Below are 19060 nucleotides of genomic sequence, written 5' to 3'. Positions count from 1 at the left end.
GTCATGCGGATGACCGCTGCCGTAAGGAAAAATTGGCCACACCAGTAACAACCCCTATCTTACGGCAGGGGTTTTTACTTATAATCAGAGGCTTTGTAAAAGTTTCAGTTTGCGACGGGGCGCTACACAATGAAAAAATACGCACCCGAGACTGAAGCTGAGGCCGAAGATTCCGACTTCAACCCCCTGACTGCCGAAGAAGCGCAGGAGTGGCGCCGGCGTAACCCGCCTGTGTCGCCGTGGCGTGTGGTGGGGGGGCAGGTGCTGGTAGGTAGCGTGGTGTCGTTGCTGGCGTGGCTGGTGAGCGGCAAGGCCCATGTGGGCTGGTCGGCTGCCTATGGCGCCCTGGCGGTGGTGTTGCCCGCAGCGCTGTTTGCGCGCGGTCTGGCCCGTCAGCAGGCGGCGCCCCATGCAGGGGCGGCGATGGTTGGATTTTTTGGCTGGGAATTGGCCAAGCTGATGTTGTGCATCGCCATGCTGGCGATGGCTCCGAAGCTGGTTGCAGGTTTGAGCTGGTTGGCTTTGCTGGCCGGCATGGTAGTCACGATGAAAACGTACTGGATTGCGCTGCTCATGCGGCGTTCCGGTGTCCGAAAAACCGATTGATATTGAGAGAAGTTGTCCGATGGCCGCAGACGCGCACGCACCAACTGCAAGTGAATACATCGTTCACCACTTGCAGCATCTTCAGAACATCAAGCAGACGAAAATCGTCGATTTCTCGGTGGTCAACTATGACTCCGTGATCGTCGGTTTGATCGTCGGTGGTCTGGCCCTGTTTGTTCTCTGGCTGGCTGCCCGCAAGGCGACTTCCGGCGTTCCCGGTCGCTTCCAGGCGGCCGTGGAAATGATGGTCGAAATGGTCGACAACCAGGCCAAGGCCAACATCCACAATGCCGAAAGCCGCAAGTTCATTGCGCCTCTGGCATTGACGGTGTTCGTCTGGATCTTCGCCATGAACGCCATGGACATGCTGCCTGTCGACCTGCTGCCCGTGCTGTGGCAAGGCGCCACGGGTGACAGCCACGCGGTTCTGCGCGTCGTGCCTACGGCCGACCTCTCGACCACCCTGGGTCTGGCTTTTGCCGTGCTGCTGCTGTGCTTCTGGTACAGCGTCAAGATCAAGGGCGCCGGCGGCTGGGCCCACGAACTGGTGACCGCTCCTTTCGGCACCAGCAAGAATCCTTTCTTCGCCGTGATCCTCGGCGTTGTCAATCTGCTGATGCAGATCATCGAATACGTTGCCAAGACCGTCTCGCATGGCATGCGACTGTTTGGCAATATGTACGCTGGTGAGTTGGTATTTATGCTGATTGCCCTGATGGGTGGTGCGGCTGCCATGTCGCTCTCTGGTGTGTTGCTCCCCGTGGGGCACATCATTGCAGGTTCTATCTGGGCGATCTTCCACATTCTGATCATCACCCTGCAGGCCTTCATTTTCATGATGCTGACGCTGATTTATCTCGGCCAAGCACATGAAGCCCACTGACCTTTTCTTTCTTTCCCTTCACTTTTTTAATCCTCAGGAGTCATCATGGAAAACATTCTCGGTCTCGTCGCTCTGGCTTGTGGTTTGATCGTTGGTCTGGGCGCTATCGGCGCTTCGATCGGCATCGCGTTGATGGGCGGCAAGTTCCTGGAAGCTTCCGCTCGCCAGCCTGAAATGATCAACGAACTGCAAACCAAGATGTTCATCTTGGCTGGTCTGATCGACGCAGCTTTCCTGATCGGCGTGGCTATCGCTCTGCTGTTCGCTTTCGCCAACCCCTTCGCGCTGGTCTAAGCTTCCTTCAACGCCCACATAGAAAGGTGTTGCCGTGAGTATCAATGCGACCCTGTTCGTTCAGGCCATCGTCTTCTTGATCCTGGTGCTGTTCACGATGAAATTCGTGTGGCCCCCGATCGCGAAGGCCTTGGATGAACGAGCCCAGAAAATCGCCGATGGCCTCTCCGCTGCCGACAAGGCCAAATCCGAACTGACCGCCGTCAACAAGCGCGTCGAGCAGGAACTGGCCCAGACGCGCAACGAGACGACATCGCGGCTTGCGGACGCCGATCGCCGCGCCCAGGCCATCATCGAAGAAGCCAAGGCACGTGCGACTGAGGAAGGCAACAAGTTGGTTGCTGCAGCCCGCGTAGAAGCCGAGCAGCAAGTGATCCAAGCCCGCGAGGCCTTGCGTGAGCAAGTCGCTGCGCTGGCCGTCAAGGGCGCCGAGCAGATTCTCCGCAAGGAAGTCAATGCCGGCGTTCATGCAGACCTGCTGAACCGCCTCAAGACTGAGCTGTAAGGAAAAGCAAACATGGCTGAACTCGCCACCATTGCCCGTCCTTACGCTGAAGCTCTGTTCAAAGCCAGCACCGAAACCGGTGCGGATTTGAACAGCACAGTCGCCTGGGTGGAGGAATTGGCGGCGGTCGCCGCCGATTCGCAATTGCGCCAACTGGCCGACAACCCCAAGGTGAGCGAAGAGCAACTGCTCGACGTTTTCACGGGTGTCGCCCGTTCGGCACTCCCCGATGCCGCTCGTAATTTCCTGCGTGTCATCATTGAGAACGGCCGCGTGAACGCGCTGCCCGAGGTTGCAGACCAGTTTCGTGGTCTCGTCAACCGGCTCGCGGGCTCTTCGGATGCGGTGGTGTACAGCGCCTTCCCCATCGAGCCTGCCGCACTGACGGAGCTCAGCGCTTCGTTGGAAAAGCGTTTTGGCCGCAAGCTCAATCTCACCGTTCAGCCCGATGAGTCGCTGATCGGTGGCATTCGCGTAGTCGTGGGTGACGAAGTGCTCGACACCTCGGTCAAGGCCCGTCTGGAACAAATGAAAGCGGCCCTCACTGCCTAACCGCGCTGAGGTCTCGGCTAAACAAAGAAAGAAGGAAAGAGTCATGCAACTCAATCCCGCAGAAATTTCTGAACTGATTAAGAGCCGCATCGAAGGTCTGGCTGCCAGCGCCGATATCCGTAACCAGGGCACCGTGGTGTCGGTGACGGACGGTATCGTGCGCGTTCACGGCCTGTCGGACGTGATGCAAGGTGAAATGCTGGAATTCCCCGCAACCGCGGACGGCCAGCCTTCCTACGGCCTGGCCCTGAATCTCGAGCGCGACTCTGTCGGCGCCGTGATTCTGGGTGAGTACACCCACATTTCCGAAGGCGACACCGTCAAGTGCACGGGCCGTATTCTGGAAGTGCCAGTCGGCCCCGAGCTGATCGGCCGCGTGGTGAACGCTCTGGGTCACCCCATTGACGGCAAGGGCCCGATCAATGCGAAGATGACCGACGTGATCGAAAAGGTCGCTCCTGGCGTGATCGCACGTCAGTCGGTGGACCAGCCGCTGCAAACCGGTATCAAGTCGATCGACTCGATGGTTCCCGTGGGCCGCGGCCAGCGCGAACTGATCATTGGTGACCGTCAGACCGGCAAGACTGCCGTGGCTATCGACGCGATCATCAACCAGAAGGGCCAGGGCGTGACGTGTATCTACGTTGCGATCGGCCAGAAGGCTTCGTCGGTCAAGAACGTGGTGCGTTCGCTGGAACAAGCCGGCGCCATGGAATACACCATCGTGGTTGCTGCCACCGCTGCCGAATCGGCCGCGATGCAGTACGTGTCGGCCTACTCGGGCTGCACCATGGGTGAGTACTTCCGCGACCGCGGCGAAGACGCACTGATCGTTTATGACGATCTGTCCAAGCAAGCCGTGGCCTACCGCCAGGTTTCGCTGCTGCTGCGCCGCCCACCAGGCCGTGAAGCTTTCCCCGGCGACGTGTTCTATCTCCACAGCCGTCTGCTCGAACGCGCAGCTCGCGTGAACGCCAAGTACGTGGAAGATTTCACCAAGGGCGCTGTCAAGGGCAAGACCGGTTCGCTGACCGCTTTGCCTATCATCGAAACCCAAGCGGGTGACGTGTCGGCTTTCGTGCCTACCAACGTGATTTCGATCACCGACGGCCAGATCTTCCTGGAAACCAGCCTGTTCAACGCCGGTGTGCGTCCCGCGATCAACGCCGGTATCTCGGTGTCCCGCGTGGGTGGTGCCGCTCAGACCAAGTTCGTCAAGGGCCAATCCGGCGGTATCCGTACCGACCTGGCCCAGTACCGTGAACTGGCTGCGTTCGCGCAGTTCGCTTCCGACCTGGATGAGTCGACCCGCAAGCAGCTGGACCGTGGTGCACGCGTGACCGAATTGCTCAAGCAAGCCCAGTACAGCCCGCTGTCGGTGGCCTTGATGGGTGCTTCGCTGTTCGCAGTGAACAAGGGCTACATGGACGACCTCGAAGTCAAGCAAGTGCTGCCCTTCGAAGCCGGCCTGCACCAATTCCTCAAGACCAGCCATGGCGCCTTGATCGACAAGATCAATGCCTCGAAGGCCCTGGACAAGGAATCCGAAGCTGAATTGACCGCCGCCACCGCTGCGTTCAAGAAGTCGTTCGCTTAACCCGGACGAGGAGCCATCATGGCAGCAGGTAAGGAAATTCGCGGCAAGATCAAATCGGTGGAAAACACCAAGAAGATCACTAAGGCCATGGAAATGGTAGCGGCATCCAAAATGCGCAAGGCGCAGCAACGGATGCTGGCTGCTCGTCCCTATAGCGAGAAGATCCGGAACATTGCAGCCCATCTTGGCCAAGCCAATCCCGAATACGTGCACCCGTTCATGCAAGTGAACGAGTCGCCAAAGGTCGGCGTCATCGTGGTGACGACCGACAAGGGATTGTGCGGCGGCATGAACACCAACGTGTTGCGTGTCGTCACGGCCAAGCTGCGTGAATTGCAGGACCAGGGCATCTCCGCGGAGGCCGTGGCCATTGGCAGCAAGGGTCTGGGCTTCTTGAACCGTGTCGGCGCCAAGGTGGTTTCGCATGTCACGGGTCTGGGCGACACGCCACATCTGGAAAATCTGATCGGCCCTGTGAAGGTGCTGCTGGACGCGTATGCCGAAGGCAAGGTGAGCAAGGTGTATTTGAGTTACACCCGCTTCATCAACACCATGAAGCAGGAATCGGTCATGGAGCAGTTGTTGCCCCTGTCGTCGGCGCAAATGCAGGCTGAGCAGACGTCTGGTACGCAATGGGACTACATCTACGAACCCGACGCGCAATCCGTCATCGACGAATTGCTGCTGCGCTACGTAGAGTCCCTGATTTACCAGGCCGTTGCCGACAACATGGCGTCCGAGCAATCGGCGCGCATGGTGGCCATGAAGGCCGCAACCGACAACGCAGGCAGCGTCATTAGCGAGTTGAAGCTGGTCTACAACAAGACGCGTCAAGCAGCGATCACGACAGAGTTGTCGGAAATCGTGGCCGGCGCCGCCGCTGTGTAAGCAGCTCAACCGACAAACTTATTGGAGCAAAAAATGGCTCAAGTGCAAGGCAAGATTGTTCAATGTATTGGCGCTGTGGTGGACGTTGAGTTTCCACGCAACGCTATGCCCAAGGTGTACGACGCCCTCAAGCTCGACGGTACGAGCCTGACGCTGGAAGTGCAGCAACTGCTGGGTGACGGCATTGTGCGTACCATCGCCCTGGGAACTTCCGACGGTCTGCGTCGCGGTCTGATGGTCAGCAATTCCAATGCTCCCATCACCGTGCCCGTGGGCAAGGCCACTCTCGGCCGCATCATGGACGTGCTCGGCGCGCCCATCGACGAGCGTGGTCCTGTGGACCAGACGTCGACGGCGCCTATCCACCGCACGGCTCCTGCGTACGACGAACTGTCGCCTTCGCAGGAACTGCTGGAAACCGGCATCAAGGTGATCGACTTGATCTCTCCTTTCGCCAAGGGCGGCAAGGTGGGTCTGTTCGGTGGCGCCGGTGTGGGCAAGACCGTGAACATGATGGAACTCATCAACAACATCGCGAAGGGCCACGGCGGTCTGTCGGTGTTCGCTGGTGTGGGTGAACGTACCCGTGAAGGTAACGACTTCTATCACGAAATGTCCGATGCGGGCGTCGTGAACCAGGAGAACCTGAACGAGTCCAAAGTGGCCATGGTCTACGGCCAGATGAACGAGCCACCAGGCAACCGTCTGCGCGTTGCGCTGACCGGTCTGACCATGGCTGAAGCTTTCCGTGACGAAGGCAAGGATGTGCTGTTCTTCGTGGACAACATCTACCGCTACACGCTGGCCGGTACCGAAGTGTCCGCTCTGCTGGGTCGTATGCCTTCGGCTGTGGGCTATCAGCCTACGCTGGCCGAAGAAATGGGCCGTCTGCAAGAGCGTATTACGTCGACCAAGGTCGGTTCGATCACTTCCATCCAGGCCGTTTACGTGCCTGCCGATGACTTGACCGATCCTTCGCCTGCCACGACGTTCGCCCACTTGGATTCGACCGTGGTGCTGTCGCGTGATATCGCTTCGCAAGGTATCTACCCTGCGGTCGATCCTCTGGATTCGACCAGCCGTCAGCTGGACCCCCAAGTGGTGGGTGAAGAGCACTACCAAGTGGCCCGTGATGTGCAAGGCACGTTGCAGCGCTTCAAGGAACTGCGCGACATCATCGCCATTCTGGGCATGGACGAACTGGCTCCTGAAGACAAGCTGGCTGTGGCCCGCGCGCGCAAGATCCAACGTTTCCTGTCGCAGCCTTTCCACGTCGCTGAAGTGTTCACTGGCGCGCCTGGCAAGTACGTGCCCCTGGCAGAAACCATCCGCGGCTTCAAGATGATTGTGGCTGGCGAGTGCGATCACCTGCCCGAGCAGGCGTTCTACATGGTTGGCACCATCGACGAAGCCTTCGAGAAGGCCAAGAAGCTGGCTGCTTGAGGCACCGGGGCCCGCAAGGGCCCTTGTCCCCAAGCCCAGTCTTAACCTTTTCTGAGGAGCAAAGATGAACACCATCCACGTTGATGTGGTCAGTGCCGAAGAGCTGATCTTCTCGGGTGAAGCGCGTTTTGTCGCGCTGCCCGGTGAAGCTGGCGAACTGGGCGTTTTTCCGCGCCACACCCCGCTGATCACGCGCATCAAGCCCGGCTCGGTGCGCATCGAGATGGCGGACGGCAGCGAAGAGTTCGTCTTCGTGGCCGGCGGTATCCTCGAAGTGCAGCCCAACTGCGTCACGGTGCTGTCCGATACGGCCATCCGTGGCAAGGACCTCGACGACGAGAAGGCCAACAAGGCCAAGGCCGCCGCCGAGGAAGCACTGAAGAACGCCAAGGGCGAGCTGGATCTGGCCAAGGCCCAGTCCGAGCTGGCCGTCATGGCAGCCCAGATCGCTGCCCTGCGCAAGTTCCGCGAAAAGCGCTGAGCCTTCGCTCCGTGCAACAAAAAACCGCTCCTCGGAGCGGTTTTTTTATGGGCGGTAGGTTTGCAGGAATTTATCCGTGGAACAGCGCATTATCCACAGCCCATGAAACTGGCGTGCCCCAGCGCAGGGGCAGCGAGGAAAGGCCGCCCCGCACCGAGGCTGCCGTCCCCCTCCACCGCAGGTTGAGAGGGGGAAGCGGCGTCAGCCGCTCAGGGGGTGTCACATTTCGCCTGGTAAACGTAGACCACGGCGTTGTCCTTGGGGTCGACCACGCGGCGCTTGTGCAGCTGGGCAGTTTCCGGGTTGGGGCACAGGGCCTTGACCTGGGCTTCGCACTTGCGTGGGTCATCTTCCTTGAGCTTGCAGCTGAGCACGTAGTCGTAAACGACGGGCTCGTGGGTGTTGTTGTTGCCCAGGCTGGCACAGCCGGCCAGGCCCAGGGTCGCTGCAATGATTGCCAATGTCTTCATCTGAATGCTCCGGTAATAGGATGCGGCAACGCTATCACAAGTTGTGACAGATTCGGCCGAACTGGCGGTGGGCTATCCAAGGCGCACCGGCGCATCGGGCAGGCCGGTCTGGTCGAGCGGTGCAGGTCTGTCCGGGTCGGCCGGGAAATGTTCACACAGCAGGGCCGAGACCTTGGACAGGGCCTGGGTCAGGCCGTCTTCGTACTGGTTTTTCTGGAAGGCCGTGCTCATCTCGCGCACCAGTCCTTCCCAGGCATTGGCCGGGATGAAGCGCGACACGCCCCGGTCGGCGATGATTTCGATCGCATGGTCGGCCAGCAGCAGGTAGATCAGCACGCCGTTGTTGTGTTCCGTGTCCCAGACGCGCAGCTTGCCGAACAGCGTAACGGCGCGCTCGCGAGCGTCGGCATCGCGCCAGACATAGGTCATGGGCAGGCCGGCTTCGACACAGATGCGGATCTGGCCCGTGTGGCGCTGTTCGCTGGCGGTGACGCGGCGCCCCAGGCGCTCGAGCAGGTCGTCGGGCAAGGCCGAATGCATGCGGCCTTCGGCCCAGCGGTGGCGCACCAGACGTGCGAGGCGTTGTATCCAGTTGCGCATGTTCACCACCCTCCCGAGGCACCGCCGCCGCCAAAGCTGCCGCCGCCGCCGGAGCTGAAACCACCGCCGCCGCCAAAACTACCGCCGCCCCCGAAGCCGCCCCCTCCACCGAAGCCACCGCCAAAGCCGCCGCCGCCGATATGGGCGCCCTTGCCGTTGGACAGCAGCGTGATCAGCAGCGCCACAATGCCTGCGCCGCCGGCCAGCAGCAAGCTGGTCGTGAGCCAATAGGCCACGAGGCCCGTGCCGCCGCCCATCAGCAAGGAGCCAAAGCGGTTGCCGAAAATGCGTCGCGCCAGCGGCCGGAGTATGGACACGGCGAAAAACAGGAAGATGGCCAGGGATTCGAGATCCAGGCTGCCCTGGGGCTTGGCCCGGGACGAAGTGGGCGCTGGCAATGCTTCGCCGGCAATGAGCGCGCCAATCTGCTGCACGGCCGCGCTCAGACCACCGGCGTAGTCGCCCGCACGAAAGCGCGGCTGCATGGCCTGGTCGATGATGCGCGCTGCCGCGATGTCGGGGATGGCGCCTTCGAGCCTGCGCGCGACTTCCATGCGTATGCGCCTGTCGTTCTTGGCCACGACCAGCAGCAGGCCGTCGCCCACGTCACGCCGGCCGATCTTCCAGTCGCTGGCGACGCGATACGCATAGGCGGCAATGTCTTCGGGCGCGGTGGTGGCGACCATCAGCACCACCACCTGCGAGCCGTGCTGGTTTTCGATGGCCGCGAGCTGGGCTTCGAGCGCGCTGCGCTCGGCCGCCGTGAGCGTGTCGGTCTGGTCGATCACCCGCGCGGTGAGCGCGGGCACGGCTTGCAGCGGCTGTGCGCCGACCTGTAGCGGTGCGCAGGCGATCAGCAGCAGGGACAGCAGCCAGCGCCAGGCCAGCGTGAACGGCATGGTGGCGCCCGGTCAGCGTGCGGGAGCGGGCGCCGGTGCCGCCGGCTTGGAGAAGTCCACGCTCGGCGGCGCGGAGATCTGGGCTTCGTTCTGCACCGTGAAGTTGGGCTTGGGCGGGTAGCCGAAGACTTTTGCCGTGAGGTTGGTGGGGAAGCTGCGCGCCAGCACGTTGTAGGCCTGCACGGTCTGGATGTACTGGTTGCGCGCCACGGTGATTCGGTTTTCCGTGCCTTCCAGCGTCACGCGCAGATCGCGAAAGCCCTGGTTGGCTTGCAGCTGCGGGTAGCGTTCGGAGACCACCATCAGCCGCGACAGCGCGCCCGACAGCTCGCCCTGGGCCTGCTGGAACTTGGCGAAGGCCGCGGGGTCGTTGATCAGCTCGGGCGTGGCCTGGATGGATGTGGCCTTGGCGCGTGCTTCTATGACCTTGGTCAGTGTGTCCTGCTCGAAGCTGGCTTCGCCCTTGACGGTGGCGACAATGTTCGGCACCAGGTCGGCGCGGCGCTGGTACTGGTTGAGTACTTCGCTCCAGGCGGCCTTCGATTGTTCATCCAGGCGCTGGAAGTCGTTGTAGCCGCAGCCGGTGAGCAGCAGGGCGGTGAACACAATGGCAAGGAGTCGTTTCATCATTCGGTCCATGTTGGCACCCCGGGAAGGGCGAGATGGCATCTGTGCTTGCCGCTGCGTCCGATTGTGCAGCAAGTACCATGCAGACAGTGAGTAGGATCAGGCCGCAAGCCAAGGAGACAGTGATGGACGATATCGTAAGACAGGCCATGGCCAAGTGGCCCAATGTACCGGATTGCTTTGGCTGGCTGGGACTGGACGCGCGCGGTCAATGGTTTTTGCGCGACGAGGCTGCGCAGGCGCGCGGTACCTTTGCCCAAAGCAAGGGCGATTTGCTGCAGCATGAGAAGCTGCTGGCCTTCATCGCACGCAATTACGCCTGCGATGCCCAGGGACGCTGGTTTTTCCAGAACGGGCCGCAACGCGTGTATGTGGAGCTCGAGGAAACGCCCATCGTCTGGCGGCTGCAGCCCGACGGACAGGTACAGGCGCACACCGGCGTCTGCGCCGTGCCCGACGCCTGCCTGGTGGATGAGGCGGGCCGGGTCTATCTGGCGGCGCCGCTGGGGCTGGGGCTGGTGCACAGCCAGGATGTCGGACTGGCCGCGGACTGGCTGGAGCAGCAGCGCTGGCCGCTGGAAAACGTGCTGGCCAGCAGCTTGGCGCAGCGTTTCGGCTTTGTGCGCAGCCCGGCGCAGCCGTCGGCATAAAGCCTGGCATCAGGCGTGAAAAAGGGGCCCGCGGGCCCCTTGGATCTTGGCAGCATGCTGCCGCGGTGCTTTGATTACTGTGCAGCAGGCGCCGCGGGCGGCTGGGGTTCGTCGAACTTGCCGCCGGCGGCATTGGCCATGTAGGCCACGCCGCGCGCAATTTCGGTGTCGTTGAAGTCGCCGCCACCCTGGGGTGCCATGGCGCCCTTGCCCTTGAGCGCGGACTGGACCAAGGCATCGAAGCCCTGCGCCAGACGTGGGCCCCAGGCCGCTGCGTCCTGGAACTTGGGCGCACCAGCCACGCCAGCGGCATGGCAGGCCGCGCATTGGCCGTTGTAGACCGCTTCGCCGCCGCGCAAGGGGCGGTTGGCATCGCGGATCTCCACCTGGCCCACCTTTTGCAGGCGGACGGCCTTGGCCATTTCCTGGTTGGCTGCACCTGGACCGGACTTGTCTTCTGAGGTGACGGACATGACCAGGCCGATGATGACAAAGACCGGAATCACAAAAGAAAGGAATACGGCGATCAGCAACTGCTTGGGGTTCTTGATCGGGCCTGTATGGGCTTCTTCGTGGTGGTTTGCGCTCATGACATCCTCAATGTTATTAGGGGCTTGTAAATCAACCGCAGATTATATCGAGCGTGTTGTGCTTGACTGTCCCGGTCGGCGCTCACCTGCCCGGACTGTGGCGGCTAAGCCGCAAGGGTAGATACCAAGAAAAACGGCCATGACCTGCGAGGTCATGGCCGTGGAGTGCAGCATCCCGACCGTGATCGGGTGCCCGCAGCTTCAGCGCGCGGCGGCGCCCGACGCGGTGCTTGCCAGAGGCGTGGGCTGCGTGCTGCCGCCACCCAGTGCCTTGTACAGCAGCAACTGGTTTTGCAGCTGGGCCAGGCGGACCTGCACGGCGGACTGTTCCAGGGCGAACAGCGAGCGCTGCGCGTCCATCAGGTCCAGAAAGCTGGCAACGCCATTGCGGTAACGCAGGTCGGACAGCTTCAGGCGCACGGTTTCGGCTTCCAGCTGCGCGTTCTGCGCCCGGCCCTGTTCTTGCAGCGTGGCCTGGCTGTCCAGCGCATCGGAGACTTCGCGGAATGCGGTCTGGATGGCTTTCTCGTACTGGGCGACGGCAATCCGTCGGCCGACCTGGGCAGCGTCCAGGTTGGCGCTGTTGCGGCCGGCATCGAAGATCGGCAGCATCGCCGAAGGCGCCAGCGAGAAGCCCCAGGAGCCGCTCTTGAACAGCCCGGAGAGTTCGCTGCTGACGGTGCCGGCCTGGGCCGTGAGCGCAATCCGCGGGAAGAAGGCCGCGCGCGCCGCGCCGATGTTGGCATTCGCCCCCTTGAGGGCCTGCTCTGCCTGGCGGATGTCGGGCCGCTGGACCAGCAGGTCCGACGGCAGGCCCGCGGGCAGCGGTGCCAGTGCGGGTACCTGGTACAGGCGCGTGCCTTCCAGGCTGGCACGGACATCGGTAGGCAGGGGCTGGCCCAGCAGCAGGACCAGCGCGTTCTCGTCCAGTGCGCGTTGGCGTTGCTGCTGCGCCAGGGTGGCGCGTGCGGCTTCGGTCAACGAGACGGCCTGGCGATAGTCGAGCTCGGACGTCACGCCGGCGTCGAAGCTCAGCTTGGTCAGGGCGATCGAGGCCTCGCGGGTTTCGAGGGTGCGGCGCGAAATCGCCAGCAGTTCCTCGTCGGCCAGCAAGGTGTACCAGGCGTTGGCCACGGCCGACACCAAACTCACCTGCGCCGCCCGCATGCCTTCTTCAGTGGCCAGGTACTGGGCCAGGGCCTGCTCCTTGAGGCTGCCGATGCGGCCGAAGAAGTCCAGCTCCCAGGCCGACGTCATGAAGCCCACGCTGTAGCTGTTGTTGTAGCTGGCGCTGTTGCTGCCAGCCGCCACCGAGGGCGCGCGCGTGGCCGTGGCCCCGGCATTGATGGTGGGGAACTGGTCGGCGCGGGTGATCTGGTACTGGGCCCGGGCCTGCTCAATATTGAGCACCGCCACCTGCAGGTCGCGGTTGTGGACCAGCGCGGCGGAGATCAGCTGCTGCAGGCGGGGATCGGTGAAGTAATCCTGCCAGGGCAGGGTGGCCGCCGCCTGGGCGCCGGCCGCATCCCCTTGCGGGGTGCTGCCGGAGCGGTAGGCTTCGGGTACGGGAGCGGCAGGGCGCTCATAGGTCGGGATGAACGAGCAGCCGGCCATCAGCAAGGCCGCTGCCAGCGCTACGGGAGTGCAGCGGTTAATCATGGCGCAGGGCCTCCGGGTTGTTGGCAGTAGCTGCGGGAGGATTGATGTCCTCGGCGTGCTTCTTGCCCTTGAAAAGCGTGCGTACGACGACAAAGAACAAAGGCACGAAGAACACCGCCAGCAAGGTGCCGGTGACCATGCCGCCGAGCACGCCAGTACCGATCGCGCGCTGGCTGGACGAGCTCGCGCCCGAAGCCATCACCAGCGGCACCACGCCCAGGCCGAAGGCCAGCGAGGTCATGATGATGGGACGGAACCGCAGGTGGGCGGCCTGGAGCGCGGCCTCGAACACCGACTTGCCTTCGGCTTGCAGGTCCTTGGCAAATTCAATGATCAGAATCGCGTTCTTGGCCGATAGACCGATGATGGTGATCAGTCCGACCTGGAAGTACACGTCGTTGGAGTAGCCGCGCATCAGCGTGGCCAGCACGACGCCGAGCACGCCCAGGGGCACGACCAGAATCACGGACAGCGGAATGCTCCAGCTTTCGTACAAGGCGGCCAGGCACAGGAACACGGCCAGGATGGCGAAGCTGTAAAGGATGATGGACTGCGAGCCCGCCAGCTTTTCTTCATACGACTGACCGGTCCACTCGTAGCCGAAGCCTTCGGGCAACTGGGCGACCAGACGTTCCATTTCCGCCATGGCGTCACCCGTGCTGTGACCCGCGGACGGGCTGCCCGAGATCTTCATTGCGGGATAGCCGTTGTAGCGCACGGTCTGCTGCGCACCCATGACCCATTTGGTCGTCGCAAAGGTCGAGAACGGAACCGGCTGGCCTTGGCTGTTCGGCGCCGTGAGCTTCAGCAGGTCTTCAGGCTGCATGCGCGCTGGCGCATCGGCTTGCACGATCACGCGTTGCAGACGGCCCTTGTTGGGGAAGTCGTTGACGTAGCTCGAGCCGAGTGCCGTGGACAGCGAGGCATTGATGGCGTTGAAACCCACGCCCAGGGCGCTGGCCTTGTCGCGATCGATGTCGATCAGCAACTGAGGCGCATCTTCCAGACCGTCCGGGCGCACCTGGGTCAGCACCTTGCTTTGGGCGGCCATGCCCAGCAGCTGGTTGCGTGCATTCACCAGCGCGGTATGGCCGCTGCCGCCACGGTCCTGCAGACGCAGGGTGAAGCCCGACGCGTTGCCGAGTTCGGGGATGGGTGGCGGGCTCAGCGCAAAGATGAAGGCATCGCGCACGCCGGACATGGCGCCCATGATGCGGCCGGCGATGGCGTCGGCCGATTGCGAGGGCGCGCCGCGCTCTTTCCAGTCCTTGAGCGTCAGGAACGCCAGACCGGCGTTCTGTCCCTGGCCCGAGAAGCTGAAGCCCAGCACGCTGACGATGCTCTTGATTTCGGGCTGCTTCAGAACGAAACCTTCCACCTGTTCCATCACCGCCTGGGTGCGTTCCAGTGTGGCGCCTGGGGGCAGTTGCACGTTGACAATCACCGAGCCCTGGTCTTCGCCTGGCAGGAAGGACAGTGGCAGGTTCTTGTAGACCAGGAACACGGCGCCAATGATGGCCGCGTAGATGATCAGGTAGCGGCCGGTCTTCTTCAGGATGCGGTTGACAACGCTTTCATAGCCCTTGGCCGTCTGGGTGAAGCGGCGGTTGAACCAGGTGAAGAACTTGTTCTTCTTCGCGTGGTGGTCGACCGGCTTGAGCAGCGTGGCGCACAGGGCAGGCGTCAGCGACAGGGCCATGAAGGCCGAAAAGAAGATCGAAGCGACCATCACCGTGGCGAACTGGCGGTAGATGTTGCCGGTGGAGCCGGCAAAAAAGGCCAGCGGCACGAACACCGAGATCAGCACCACGGTCACGCCGATGATGGCGCCGGAGATCTGACCCATGGCCTTGCGCGTGGCAGCGCGTGGCGGGAGTTTCTCCTCTTCCATGATGCGCTCGACGTTCTCCACCACCACGATGGCATCATCGACCACGATACCGATCACCAGCACCATGCCGAACATGGTCAGCACGTTGATCGAGAAGCCCAGGGCCAGCAGCGTGGCAAAGGTGCCCAGCAGCGCGATAGGTACGACGATGGTTGGAATGATGGTGTAGCGCCAGTTCTGCAGGAACAGGAACATCACCAGAAACACCAGCGCCACGGCTTCGATCAGGGTCTGTGCGACCTGGCTGATGGAGATGCTGACGAAGTTGGAGCTGTCGTAGGGGACCGACCATTCCACGCCCTCAGGGAAATACTTGGCCAGCTGATCGAGCTGGGCGCGTACGTCCTTGGCGGCGGCCAGCGCATTGCCCGCAGGTGCCAGCTGGACGCCGATACCGGCGGCCGGCTGACCGTTCAGGCGCGCCTCCGTGGAGAAGCTCTGGGAGCCGATTTCGACGCGTGCCACATCCTTGAGGCGCACGGTCGAGCCGTCAGGCAGGGCGCGCAGCACGATGTTGCCGAATTGCTCGGGCGTGGTGAGCTGACCGCGCACCGTGACCGTGGCCGAGATGGACTGGCCGGTGATATTGGGCTGGTCACCAATGGTGCCGCTGGCGACCTGGGCGTTCTGCGCCTGGATGGCTGCGGTGACATCGGCCGTGGACAGCTTGAAGCCTTGCAGCTTGGCCGGATCGAACCAGATGCGCATGGCCTGCTCGGAACCGAACAGCTGTACCTGGCCGATGCCCTTGACGCGTTGCAACGCGGGCACGATGTTGCGCGAAGCGTAGTCGCCCAGCTGCACGGGGCCGAAGTTGGGGTTCTTCGACGACAGCATGACGAACAGCAGGAAGTTGGAGGCGGACTTGTCCACCCGCACACCTTGCTGGGTCACGGCTGCGGGCAGGCGCGGCGTGGCCCGCGACAAGCGGTTTTGCACGTCGACCTGGGCCAGCTCAGGGTTGGTTCCCTGCGCAAAGCTGACGGTGATGGAGCCTGTGCCGTCGGCCTGGGCCGTGGACTCCATATAGAGCAGTCCGTTGGCACCGTTCATCTCCCGTTCGATCACCGACAGCACACTGTCTTCCAGTGTCTTGGCGGAAGCGCCGGGATAGGCGGTGCTGATGACGATGGCCGGAGGGGCCACCGGCGGGTATTGCGCAATCGGCAACTGCGTGAGCGAGACCGCGCCCATCACAATGATGAACAGCGCGATCACCCAGGCAAAGATGGGGCGTTCAATAAAAAACTTGGCCATGACGGACGCCTTTATTTGTCAGCCGCAGGGGTGCCTGCCGCGGGGGCAGCCGCTGCGGGAGCGGGTGCGGGGGCCGCTGGAGCGGCAGCGGCGGCGGGCGCGGCCGCTGTACCGGGCGCGTGCCAGGCCACCGGAGTGACGGGTGTGCCGGGCGGCAGCATCTGCAGCTTCTGGAAGCCGTCGACCATGACTTTTTCGCCAGCCTTCAGGCCGTCGAGCACCACCCACTGGTTGTTCTGTGCTGCGCCGACCTTGATCACGCGCTTGCTGATCTTGCCGTCGTCGCCGACCACCGAGACCGTGTCACCGGCTTCACTGCGCGTCACCGCCTGCTGGGGCAGGGTGATGGCGTTCACGGCCTGGGCCTGCTCCACCTGGACCCGTACATACAGGCCTGGCAGCAGCACGCCCTTGGGGTTGGGGACTTCGGCGCGCAGCGTGACCTGGCCGGTCGTGGGGTCGACGGTCAAGTCCGTGAACAGCAGCTTGCCGGTCTGGTCGTAAGTGCTGCCGTCTTCCAGCAGCAGTTTCACGCTGGCCGCTTCATTGCCGGAGACTTTCTTGAGCTGTCCGTCGGCCATGGCCTTGCGCAACTTGAAAGCGTCGTTCGACGACTGGGTGAAGTTGACGTAAACCGGGTTGATCTGCTGGATCACGGCCAGCGGCGTGGCTTCGCCCTGGCCGACCAGTGCACCTTCGGTCACCAGCGACTGGCCGATACGGCCGGAAATCGGTGCGGTGACATTGGCGTAGCCCAAGTTGATGTCGGCGGAGCGCACGGCGGCCTTGTTGGCGGCGACATCCGCCAGGGACTGCTTGTGCGCCGCGTCAGCATTGGCGAAATCCTGCTTGCTGATGGCATTGGCGGCGACCAGCGGGCGGTAGCGTTCGAGCTGGGCAGCGGTCTGCGCCAGACTGGCTTCGGCTCGGGCCAACGCGGCGCGCGCGCTCTGGGCCGCGGCTTCGTAGGGGGCGGCATCGATGCGGTACAGCAGCTGGCCGGCCTTGACATCGCTGCCTTCGCGGAACAGGCGCTCGAGCACAATGCCGGCGCTGCGGGCGCGGACTTCAGCCACTCGTACGGCGGCCACGCGGCCGGGCAATTGCGTCACCAGGCCGACATCGGTGGTCGAGGTGACCACGACACCGACTTCCACGGCGGGGGCCTTGCCGGCGCCCGGCGCGGCAGCTGGCTTGTCGCCGCCGCAGGCGGCCAGCATCAGTGCCGCCGAGACGGCCAGTGCCAGGGACGCGTGGCGGTAGAGGCGACGAGGAGGTTGGGCGTCGGGCGCATGGCGCGTGCTGTGCATGGTTGTTTTCCTTGGGATGATTCGGCTGTCAGAGCATGAAAGCGCGCGCAGCATCGAGCGTGCACACGGAATGCCCCTTAGGTTGGGTTGGCGATTGTACATACATTCATGAATGTATAATAAGACCCCTGGCTGAGCTGAGGTCATTGTGACCTCGGTATGTGCAGCTTGCACAGCTGAATCTTGGAGAAGTGTCATGGCCCGTAGAACCAAAGAAGATGCCGTGGCGACGCGCAGCGGCCTGCTGGATGCGGCAGAACAGGTTTTCCTGGAGCAAGGCGTCTCCCGTGCATCCCTGGCGGCCATTGCCGAACAGGCGGGCGCGACGCGGGGTGCCGTGTACTGGCACTTTAAGGACAAGCTGGATTTGTTCAACGCGATGATAGATCGCGTGAGTTTGCCGCTGGACCAGGTTCTATATGGTGACGGGGCCGGGCTGGCGAGCGCTGCGCCGCTGCAGCGCATATGCCGCGTCATGCATGTGTTGCTCAACGGACTGGCGCACGACGAGCACCTCAGGCGGGTGTTCACGATCATGATGCACCGCGTGGAGTTCGTCGGCGAGTTCGTGGCGCTGCAAGCCAGGCATACCGCTTCAATGGATGAATGTTCGGGCAAGTTCGCGCTCGACATGGAGGCTGCCGCCGAGCAGTGGGGCGTGGCCCTGCGCTATTCGCCTAAGCAGCTCGCGCGGGGTTTGACTTCGCTGCTCGATGGCCTGATGCACACTTGGCTCATAGGCGGGCAGAGCTTTGACCTGGTGGAGGATGGCTCTGCGACCATTCAGGTGTATCTGATGGGGGCCGGCCTGCCGCAAGAGGCCGTGCACGCCGCCTTTCTCGCTGCCGCGAGCGAGCGCGCCGCCGAGGGGTGAGCGGCGATTGCGCCCCTGCTTGCGTACGGCTTGGCGCGGTTGTGAGAATTTCTTGGCAAAGTCGTGCGACAATGCCGGCTTGCTTTGGACCTCGGTCCTGAGCGGCTGTAGCTCAGTGGATAGAGTATTGGCCTCCGAAGCCAAGGGTCGTGGGTTCGATCCCCGCCAGCCGCACCAGCTTTGCATGAAAGTGCGAAACAGGGTAAAAAAATAGTAGTTTTGTTTTTGATGTCAAAAATGCTGCTACAATCGAATTCTTCGGAGGGGTGCCCGAGTGGCTAAAGGGGGCAGACTGTAAATCTGTTGGCTTACGCCTACACTGGTTCGAATCCAGTCCCCTCCACCAGTTTTTGGTTGAAGAGTTTTAGAAGATGCTTATGCCAGCATCGACGCACAGAAAAGTGCGGGAGTAGTTCAATGGTAGAACCCTAGCCTTCCAAGCTAATGACGCGGGTTCGATTCCCGTCTCCCGCTCCAGATTGTGTGTAAAGTTTTTTGGATTGCCGCAAGGTGATTTGAATGCCCATGTGGCTCAGTGGCAGAGCACTCCCTTGGTAAGGGAGAGGTCGCGGGTCCGATTCCCGCCATGGGCACCAGCTTTCTGGTGCTTCCGCTAGATGGTTGCGCCGAGTCCTGTTGTTTAGTTAAAGATTTTTTTCGGAGTCGGAAAAATGGCAAAAGGAAAATTCGAGCGCACCAAGCCCCACGTCAACGTGGGCACCATTGGTCACGTCGACCATGGCAAGACAACTCTGACGGCTGCGATCGCCACCGTTTTGTCGGCCAAGTTTGGTGGTGAAGCCAAGAAGTACGACGAAATCGACAAGGCGCCTGAAGAGAAGGCCCGCGGTATTACCATCAATACCTCGCACGTCGAATACGAAACCGCTAATCGTCACTACGCTCACGTTGACTGCCCCGGTCACGCTGACTATGTGAAGAACATGATCACCGGTGCCGCCCAGATGGACGGCGCTATCCTGG

Annotated in this window: 20 protein-coding genes and 4 tRNA genes; 16 read left to right on the top strand and 8 right to left on the bottom strand. The window is 62.3% G+C overall.

Going from position 1 to position 19060, the window contains the following annotated elements; genetic code table 11:
* The first annotated feature begins 129 nt into the window (after window positions 1-129).
* From N0K08_RS22850 to N0K08_RS22810, 9 genes are all read left to right on the top strand, one after another.
* Window positions 130-606 (top strand): ATP synthase subunit I, encoded by a 477-nt coding sequence (locus N0K08_RS22850; RefSeq protein ID WP_261502744.1) that lies wholly within the window; start codon window positions 130-132, stop codon window positions 604-606.
* A gap of 19 nt (window positions 607-625) precedes the next feature.
* Window positions 626-1489 (top strand): F0F1 ATP synthase subunit A, encoded by an 864-nt coding sequence (gene atpB / locus N0K08_RS22845; RefSeq protein ID WP_261502743.1) that lies wholly within the window; start codon window positions 626-628, stop codon window positions 1487-1489.
* A 45-nt stretch (window positions 1490-1534) separates the two neighbouring features.
* Entirely contained in the window at window positions 1535-1783 is a 249-nt protein-coding gene (gene atpE / locus N0K08_RS22840) for a F0F1 ATP synthase subunit C (RefSeq protein ID WP_261502742.1), read from the top strand.
* 34 nt (window positions 1784-1817) lie between these two features.
* A complete protein-coding gene (locus N0K08_RS22835; RefSeq protein WP_261502740.1) occupies window positions 1818-2288 on the top strand; it encodes a F0F1 ATP synthase subunit B in 471 nt (156 codons plus the stop codon).
* A 12-nt stretch (window positions 2289-2300) separates the two neighbouring features.
* The gene (locus N0K08_RS22830) at window positions 2301-2840 is read left to right on the top strand and encodes a F0F1 ATP synthase subunit delta (RefSeq protein ID WP_261502739.1); all 540 of its coding nucleotides are present in this window, start codon (window positions 2301-2303) and stop codon (window positions 2838-2840) included.
* A 43-nt stretch (window positions 2841-2883) separates the two neighbouring features.
* Complete coding sequence (gene atpA, locus N0K08_RS22825; RefSeq protein ID WP_261502738.1) at window positions 2884-4437, top strand: F0F1 ATP synthase subunit alpha; 1554 nt, start codon at window positions 2884-2886, stop codon at window positions 4435-4437.
* Window positions 4438-4455: 18 nt separating this feature from the next.
* A complete protein-coding gene (gene atpG, locus N0K08_RS22820) occupies window positions 4456-5325 on the top strand; it encodes a F0F1 ATP synthase subunit gamma (RefSeq protein ID WP_261502737.1) in 870 nt (289 codons plus the stop codon).
* 33 nt (window positions 5326-5358) lie between these two features.
* The gene (atpD, locus tag N0K08_RS22815) at window positions 5359-6768 is read left to right on the top strand and encodes a F0F1 ATP synthase subunit beta (protein WP_261502736.1); all 1410 of its coding nucleotides are present in this window, start codon (window positions 5359-5361) and stop codon (window positions 6766-6768) included.
* A gap of 64 nt (window positions 6769-6832) precedes the next feature.
* A complete protein-coding gene (locus N0K08_RS22810) occupies window positions 6833-7249 on the top strand; it encodes a F0F1 ATP synthase subunit epsilon (RefSeq protein WP_261502735.1) in 417 nt (138 codons plus the stop codon).
* A 209-nt stretch (window positions 7250-7458) separates the two neighbouring features.
* Here the strand turns inward: N0K08_RS22810 and N0K08_RS22805 are convergent, their stop codons facing one another.
* The 4 genes from N0K08_RS22805 to N0K08_RS22790 form a co-directional block, all read right to left on the bottom strand.
* Window positions 7459-7719 (bottom strand): hypothetical protein, encoded by a 261-nt coding sequence (locus N0K08_RS22805; protein ID WP_261502734.1) that lies wholly within the window; start codon window positions 7717-7719, stop codon window positions 7459-7461.
* Window positions 7720-7791: 72 nt separating this feature from the next.
* On the bottom strand, window positions 7792-8319 hold the full coding sequence (locus N0K08_RS22800) for a TPM domain-containing protein (protein ID WP_261502733.1): 528 nt from the start codon (window positions 8317-8319) through the stop codon (window positions 7792-7794).
* Window positions 8320-8321: 2 nt separating this feature from the next.
* Window positions 8322-9218, bottom strand: a complete 897-nt coding sequence (locus N0K08_RS22795) for a TPM domain-containing protein (protein WP_261502732.1) — start codon at window positions 9216-9218, stop codon at window positions 8322-8324.
* 12 nt (window positions 9219-9230) lie between these two features.
* Window positions 9231-9845, bottom strand: coding sequence for a LemA family protein (locus tag N0K08_RS22790; protein WP_261502731.1), 615 nt, complete (start codon window positions 9843-9845; stop codon window positions 9231-9233).
* A gap of 125 nt (window positions 9846-9970) precedes the next feature.
* Between N0K08_RS22790 and N0K08_RS22785 the strand changes: the two genes are divergently transcribed.
* Window positions 9971-10495, top strand: a complete 525-nt coding sequence (locus N0K08_RS22785) for a DUF2946 family protein (RefSeq protein ID WP_261502730.1) — start codon at window positions 9971-9973, stop codon at window positions 10493-10495.
* A gap of 74 nt (window positions 10496-10569) precedes the next feature.
* Here N0K08_RS22785 and N0K08_RS22780 read toward each other — a convergent pair whose 3' ends face one another.
* The 4 genes from N0K08_RS22780 to N0K08_RS22765 form a co-directional block, all read right to left on the bottom strand.
* On the bottom strand, window positions 10570-11085 hold the full coding sequence (locus N0K08_RS22780; RefSeq protein WP_261502729.1) for a c-type cytochrome: 516 nt from the start codon (window positions 11083-11085) through the stop codon (window positions 10570-10572).
* Between the two features lie 201 nt (window positions 11086-11286).
* On the bottom strand, window positions 11287-12744 hold the full coding sequence (locus N0K08_RS22775; RefSeq protein WP_261502728.1) for an efflux transporter outer membrane subunit: 1458 nt from the start codon (window positions 12742-12744) through the stop codon (window positions 11287-11289).
* Window positions 12737-15892 carry an efflux RND transporter permease subunit gene (locus N0K08_RS22770; RefSeq protein WP_261502727.1) on the bottom strand — a complete coding sequence of 1052 codons (3156 nt, stop codon included), beginning with the start codon at window positions 15890-15892 and terminating at the stop codon, window positions 12737-12739. The genes N0K08_RS22775 and N0K08_RS22770 overlap by 8 nt, the downstream gene beginning before the upstream one ends.
* An 11-nt stretch (window positions 15893-15903) precedes the next feature.
* The gene (locus N0K08_RS22765) at window positions 15904-17202 is read right to left on the bottom strand and encodes an efflux RND transporter periplasmic adaptor subunit (protein WP_315968026.1); all 1299 of its coding nucleotides are present in this window, start codon (window positions 17200-17202) and stop codon (window positions 15904-15906) included.
* Between the two features lie 196 nt (window positions 17203-17398).
* On the opposite strand from N0K08_RS22765, the gene N0K08_RS22760 reads away from it, so the two are divergent.
* The 6 genes from N0K08_RS22760 to N0K08_RS22735 form a co-directional block, all read left to right on the top strand.
* Entirely contained in the window at window positions 17399-18076 is a 678-nt protein-coding gene (locus tag N0K08_RS22760; protein ID WP_261502726.1) for a TetR family transcriptional regulator, read from the top strand.
* 101 nt (window positions 18077-18177) lie between these two features.
* Window positions 18178-18253: transfer RNA gene (locus tag N0K08_RS22755), tRNA-Arg, on the top strand.
* A gap of 83 nt (window positions 18254-18336) precedes the next feature.
* Window positions 18337-18422: transfer RNA gene (locus N0K08_RS22750), tRNA-Tyr, on the top strand.
* A 57-nt stretch (window positions 18423-18479) separates the two neighbouring features.
* A tRNA-Gly gene (locus N0K08_RS22745) sits at window positions 18480-18553 on the top strand.
* A 44-nt stretch (window positions 18554-18597) separates the two neighbouring features.
* Window positions 18598-18672, top strand: a tRNA-Thr gene (locus N0K08_RS22740).
* A 75-nt stretch (window positions 18673-18747) separates the two neighbouring features.
* A partial coding sequence (locus tag N0K08_RS22735; RefSeq protein WP_408642997.1) for a GTP-binding protein occupies window positions 18748-19060 on the top strand: 313 nt, incomplete at its 3' end.

Origin of the sequence: Acidovorax bellezanensis, from assembly GCF_025421555.1 — a bacterium.
GTDB lineage: Bacteria > Pseudomonadota > Gammaproteobacteria > Burkholderiales > Burkholderiaceae_C > Comamonas > Comamonas bellezanensis.
Note: the sequence above shows the minus strand (reverse complement) of the source record. Positions and strands in the feature narration are given on the sequence as shown.